The sequence below is a fragment of the Kitasatospora sp. MBT63 genome (genome assembly GCF_000710465.2).
Classification (GTDB): Bacteria; Actinomycetota; Actinomycetes; order Streptomycetales; family Streptomycetaceae; genus Kitasatospora.
On the sequence record NZ_JAIZ01000846.1, the window covers coordinates 1 to 5,352 of the forward strand.

Annotated in this window: 4 protein-coding genes and 2 pseudogenes; 1 reads left to right on the forward strand and 5 read right to left on the reverse strand. The window is 72.5% G+C overall.

Translation table 11 applies throughout. From position 1 onward, the window contains the following. Positions 1–58: 58 nt before the first annotated feature. The 3 genes and pseudogenes from AA75_RS44455 to AA75_RS44465 all read right to left on the reverse strand — a co-directional run bounded on the left by AA75_RS44455 (position 59) and on the right by AA75_RS44465 (position 3,488). Positions 59–535 (reverse strand): hypothetical protein, encoded by a 477-nt coding sequence (locus AA75_RS44455; protein ID WP_033826278.1) that lies wholly within the window; start codon positions 533–535, stop codon positions 59–61. A 307-nt stretch (positions 536–842) separates the two neighbouring features. Continuing rightward, on the reverse strand, positions 843–1,547 hold the full coding sequence (locus AA75_RS44460; RefSeq protein WP_082527310.1) for a M24 family metallopeptidase: 705 nt from the start codon (positions 1,545–1,547) through the stop codon (positions 843–845). 192 nt (positions 1,548–1,739) lie between these two features. Continuing rightward, a pseudogene (locus AA75_RS44465) lies at positions 1,740–3,488 on the reverse strand (SulP family inorganic anion transporter). Between the two features lie 254 nt (positions 3,489–3,742). Between AA75_RS44465 and AA75_RS44470 the strand changes: the two are divergent. After that, the gene (locus tag AA75_RS44470; RefSeq protein ID WP_033826279.1) at positions 3,743–4,045 is read left to right on the forward strand and encodes a hypothetical protein; all 303 of its coding nucleotides are present in this window, start codon (positions 3,743–3,745) and stop codon (positions 4,043–4,045) included. Positions 4,046–4,105: 60 nt separating this feature from the next. On the opposite strand, the gene AA75_RS44475 is transcribed toward AA75_RS44470, so the two are convergent. Together AA75_RS44475 and AA75_RS44480 are read right to left on the reverse strand one after the other, a co-directional pair. Continuing rightward, the gene (locus tag AA75_RS44475; protein ID WP_033826280.1) at positions 4,106–4,825 is read right to left on the reverse strand and encodes a leucine-rich repeat domain-containing protein; all 720 of its coding nucleotides are present in this window, start codon (positions 4,823–4,825) and stop codon (positions 4,106–4,108) included. Positions 4,826–4,880: 55 nt separating this feature from the next. Then, positions 4,881–5,352: pseudogene (locus AA75_RS44480) on the reverse strand (class I SAM-dependent methyltransferase); the annotation flags it as partial.

Below are 5,352 nucleotides of genomic sequence, written 5' to 3' on the forward strand. Positions count from 1 at the left end.
CCGCCCTCCCCCACCCGGCCGGCCACCTGACCGACGGGCGCGGGGGCATGGCGGGGAGTCAGAGCCAGCACCTGTTCCGGGTGCCGTCCAGGGCGACCTCGGACCGGATTTGGTACGTCCTCGCCACGGAGTCGAAGCGCACGACGACCATGACCGGCCTGCCCTCGACGTCCCTGGAGAAGCAGAACCCGGCCACCTCGGGCGGGACCTGCTCCCCTTCACGGTCCGGCACCCAGCCCAGGGACTCCGCCGTACGCGTGTAGTAGTCGACGATCTCCCGTTCCGGGACCTGGTAGTGGTACTCCGCGCCGGCGTGCGCGTAGCAGCCGTCCTCGTTGCACGTGACCGGCGAGGGCTCCCCGGCGGGCACGGTCCCGGGGTGCGTCCCGGTGAACTCCCTGACCGGGGCGGATCCTGCGAGTTCGGCTCCCGCGGCGCAGCCGTGTCGCGCGATCACCCCCGGGACCACGGCCACGGAGACCCCGACGAGTGCGAGCACCGCCAGCTCCACGTAGAAGCGCTTCGGGATCTTCATACGACGGGACGGCCTTTCGGTCAGGGGGCCCGCACCACGGCGCAGGGGCGGCCCACCCGCTGAGGGCCGGCACGGCACGCGAGGCTGGTGGGGAGGCCGGCAAGCGTAGCGCAGAGCGCCGAACCGGGCGGCGCGTCGGTGTCTGTGCTGGAGCCGGAGCTGCCCGGCCGGGACAACCCGGTTGCCGGGGTGGCGGGTTCAGTGGGCCGCCGGGCCGGTGGCGGGACGGGCGGCCCGGGCCAGCAGGGTGATCTCACCGGCGATGGCCTCCGGGTCCGGTGCGACGGTGATCCGGGCGTCCTACGGGTCAGGCCAGGTCGAGCAGTTGCTCGTGGAAGCCGCCGAAACCGCGCTCCTCGTCGATCAGGTGGATCTCCAGGATCCAGTGGCAGCGCCGGCCGGCCCGGTCCGTGCGGCGCAGCGGGTGGTCGTTGTCCGGGGTGATGTAGGACTCGGCCTTGGCGCCGTCGACGGTCTCGTGCGGGAACTCCCCCACCAGGTGCCCGGCGTGCCAGCCGCCCAGGCCCCAGCCGCGTTCGGCGGCGAGCCGTTCGACCTGTGCGTACAGTCCGCGGCCGGTGATCCGCGGGTCGGCGTGGAAGGCCGCGCGGCCGGCGGTGAAGACGGTCGTGAGGTCGTCGCGCAGGCGGTGCTTGTGGGGGTCGTCGCCGAGTACGAAGGTGCGCCCGAAGTCGGCCTCGTACTCCTCGAAGATCGGGCCGAAGTCGGCGAAGGCGATGTCGTCCTCGCAGATCACCCGGTCCGGCGGGTTCTCCTGGTAGGGGAACAGGGTGTGCGGGCCGGAGCGCACGATGCGCTTGTGCCAGTGCTTGGTGGTGCCGAACATGTCGTTGGCGAGGTCGCGGATCCGGTCGCTGACCTCGCGTTCGCCGGCTCCGGGGGCGACCAGGCCGCGTGCCCGGACCTCGGCGAAGAGCCGTTCGGCCTTGCCCTGGGCGTGGACGAGGCCCAGGGCGCGCAGCTGCTCGTCCATCCGGTCGGGTGTTCCCATGGTGCATTTCCTCTTCCTGATGTGCTGTCACGGGGTCGCGCGAAGCATTCGCGCCCGCGGCGGCCGCCGTCCCGGGTGCGGCCATCTTGCATCCGCAAGGGACAGTTCGTAACAGCCCTGGCAGATACTTGTCATTTCGACCAATGGACTCGCTGATGCAAGGGACGTGAATTGTGCTTCCCGGGGCTCCGCTCAGGCCTCGGCCCCGTCCGCGTTCCCGTTCCCGTTCCCGTTCTCCCAGGACCGGTACGCCGCGACGGCCGCGGGCAGCGTGGCGAAGAGCCGGTCCTCACCGATGGACCGGGTGAGCCCGTAGGCGTCCAGTTCCTCGCGCAGGTCCTGCTTGACCCGTGCCGCCGCGAACACGATGCCGCGCCGGGCCAGCTCCTCCCGCAGCGCTTCCAGCGAGTCCAGCGCCGTGATGTCCACCTCGACGTTGGCCTCGGTGTTGAGCACGAACCAGCGCACCGGTTCCGGCTGTTCGTCGACCACGGCCAGCGCGCGCCGGCGGAAGTCCTCGGCGTTGGCGAAGAAGAGCGGCGAGTCGTACCGGTAGATCAGCAGTCCGGGGACGGTGCGGGCCTGCGGGTAGTCGTCGATGTCGTGCATGCCGGGCACACCGGGCACCAGGCCGAGCACCGCGTCGTGCGGCCGGGCGACCCTGGTGAGCAACTCGGCCACCGACAGCCCCACGGCCACCAGTACGCCGTACAGGATGTCCAGGGCCAGGACGCCGACCAGGCAGCCGAGCCCGAGCAGCAGTTCCCGGCTGCGGAACGAGGCCAGCCGCCGGAAGCCCGCGATGTCGATCATCCGGGTCGCGGCGAAGACCACCAGGCAGCCCAGCACGGCCGAAGGCGTGTGGGCGAGCGCGGGCCCGAGGAACAGCAGTACGCCGACCACGACCGCATCCGCCGCGAGGCCGTAGAGCTGGCTGTGGGCGCCCGCCGACTTGGCGAGGGTGGTGCGGCTGGCGCTGCTGCTGACCGGGAAGCCGTGCAGGACGCCGGTGCCGAGGTTCACCACGCCGAGCGCGAGGAGTTCCTGATCGGGGTCCAGCCGTTCGCCGCTGCTGCGGGACTCGAAGGCGCGCGCGGTCAGGATCACGTCGGTGTAGCCCACCAGCAGCACGCCGATGGCGGGCAGCGCCAGCTCCTTGAGCCCGCTCAGGGACGGGACCGAGAAGTGCGGGAGCCCGGTCGGGATCTCGCCGATCACCGCGATGCCGTGGGAGTCCAGGCCGAACCCGGCGGTCACCGCCGTACCCAGGACCACCGCCAGCAGCGGGACCGGCACGCCGCGGGGCAGATAGGCGGCGGCGAGGAACAGGAAGAGCAGGGTGGCGATGCTGAGGACCACCGTCGCGGCCTGGGCCTGGGAGATGTTGCGCAGGAAGGAGATCAATTGCGGGAAGAAGTGCGAGCCCTGCGTCTCGACGCCGGTGAGCTTGGTCAGCTGGTCCACCATCATGATCAGTGCGACCCCGGCGAGGTAGCCGATCAGGACGGGCTGCGACAGCAGGTCCGCGACGAAGCCCAGCCGGGCGATCCGGGCGAGGATGAACATCACCCCGACCACCACCGCCAGCGCCGCCGCGAGGACGGCTTAGCGCTCGGGGTCGCCGGCCGCCAGCGGTCCCACCACGCTCGCCGTCATCAGGGCCGTCGTCGACTCCGGCCCGACCGACAGCAGCCGGGACGAGCCGAGGAAGGCGTAGACGAGCAGGGCGGGCAGGATGGCCCAGAGTCCGGCCACCGGTGGCAGGCCCGCGACGGTCGCGTTCGCCATGACCTGAGGCACCAGGTAGGCGGCGACCGTGAGGCCGGCCACCAGGTCCGCCCGCAGCCAGCGGCGGGGGTACGACCGCAGCACGTACAGGCCCGGCAGGAGCCGCGCGACGCGACCGCCCCCACCCGCGACCGGGTCCGTCGGCTCGGCCATCGGCTCCCCTTCCGCCGGGGCGCGGCCCTGACAGGTCCTGGGCCCGCGGTCCCGTGTACGTCGGTGTCATCGTCGTGGCCCGAGGCGGCGCTCACCATGCGCGCCACCCGAACGGGTGAGCTCGGTTCGCCCGTGCGACCAACCGGGTGGGAAGCCGGACTCCCCGGCGAGGCGGACGGAGCCGCCGTCCGCCTCCGGCCGACGCTGGAGGTAGCAACCGGCTGCCGAGCCGCTGAGCCGAGGAGGCCGAGCCCATGAGGTTCGTTCAGATCATCGAGTTCAAGACACGTCGCATCGACGAGTTCACCGCCCTGCTCAACAGCTGGGTCGAGCAGAACGCCGGCCGGTCGCTGGTGACGCGGGCCCTGCAGACCCGCGACCGCGACCAGGAGAACGTGTACCTGAACATCGTGGAGTTCCCGTCGTACGAGCAGGCACAGGAGAACTCCGACCGCCCCGAGACCGCCGAGTTCGCCGCGCAGCTCGCGGCGCTGTGCGACGGTCCCCCGGTGTTCCGCAACCTCGACCTGCTGGACGAGATGCACCCCCAGGGCTGACCACCGGCTGTCGCCGCCGGTCGGGCGGGTCACGTCAGGGCGTCAGGCCGTCAGGTGACGTCACGTGAGGACGATGCAACCCCGCCGCTCCAGCTCGCCGAGCAGGGGCAGGGCGGGGTCCACCGCGTTCCAGCGCAGATCCAGCTTCTCCAGCGACGGCAGCAGGGTGAGCCAGTCGGGCAGGTGGGTGAGGCGGTTGCTCCGCAGGTCGATCTGCCGCAGGCGCGGCAGGCCGGCCAGCGGTTCCGGCACCCGGGTCAGGGCGTTCTCGCGCAGGTCCAGGTGGCGCAGTTCGGACAGCCCGGCTGCCGAGGCCGGCAGGTGGTCGACGGCGTTGCCCCTGAGCCACAGCTCCCGCAGGTTGCGGAGCCCGCCGATGCCGTCCGGGAGGGTGGTGAGCCGGTTGTGCTGCGCCCTGAGCTCGACGAGACCGCGCATCGCGCCGATGGTCGGCGGCAGAGCGGTGAGGGAGTTCTCACCGACGTTGAGGTACCGCAATCGGGTCAGGTCCCCCAGCGAGTCGGGGAGCCGGGTCAACCGGTTGTCGTGCAGGTAGAGGCAGCCGCTGAGGCCGGTCAGCCCGCCGAGCTCGCCGGGCACCGAGGTCAGTGCGTTGTGTCCCAGGTCCAGGGTCTCCAGCCGGTGGAGCCGCCCGATGTCCGGCGGGAGCGCGGTGAGGCCGTTGTCCGCGAGGATCAGCACCCGGAGTCCGGTCCGTCGCCAGACCGACTCCGGCACCGCGCCGAGCTCCTGACGCCACAGATTCAGCGTGTCCTCCACTGCCGTCCCCCTTCGCGGGCCGTCCCGGGAGCCGACCGGCTCGACCGCCGCCAGCCTAGGCGGCCGGGCGCCGGGCGGCCATCAGGTCCGGGTGGGGAGCCCGGACCACGTCCAGGCCCGCGGTCCGGAGCTCCTCGGCGAGCAGGCCGGGTGGTGCGGGCCACAGGTCGAAGGCTTCCCGGGCCTGACGGAGCACCGTTCCTTCCCGCTCGACGCGGTACGTGAAGACGGTGCGCAGGACGCCTCGGTGGGGCTCCCGGGTGACGTCGGCGAGGTAGAGGTCCGGGCCGACCCGGACCGGGCCGAGCCGCTGCGCCTCCTCGGTGCCGGTCGGGAGGTGGGCGGGCGGCGGGTCGAAGAGCAGCAGGCCGCCGGGCCGCAGGGCCGCGGTGAGCGCCCGCCAGGTGGCGCGCCGGGTGGCGGGATCCAGGCCGGCGATCATGTTGGAGGCGACGGCCAGGTCGGCGGCCTCGGCCAGGCCTGCCGCCGCGAAGGGTTCGGGGTGCACGGTGACCCGGGCGCGCCGG

Coding starts and splice junctions, on each gene's coding strand:
- AA75_RS44470 (WP_033826279.1), top strand. CDS start 3,743: ATGAGGTTCGTTCAGATCATCGAGTTCAAGACACGTCGCATCGACGAG.
- AA75_RS44455 (WP_033826278.1), bottom strand. CDS start 535: ATGAAGATCCCGAAGCGCTTCTACGTGGAGCTGGCGGTGCTCGCACTC.
- AA75_RS44460 (WP_082527310.1), bottom strand. CDS start 1,547: ATGGGAACACCCGACCGGATGGACGAGCAGCTGCGCGCCCTGGGCCTC.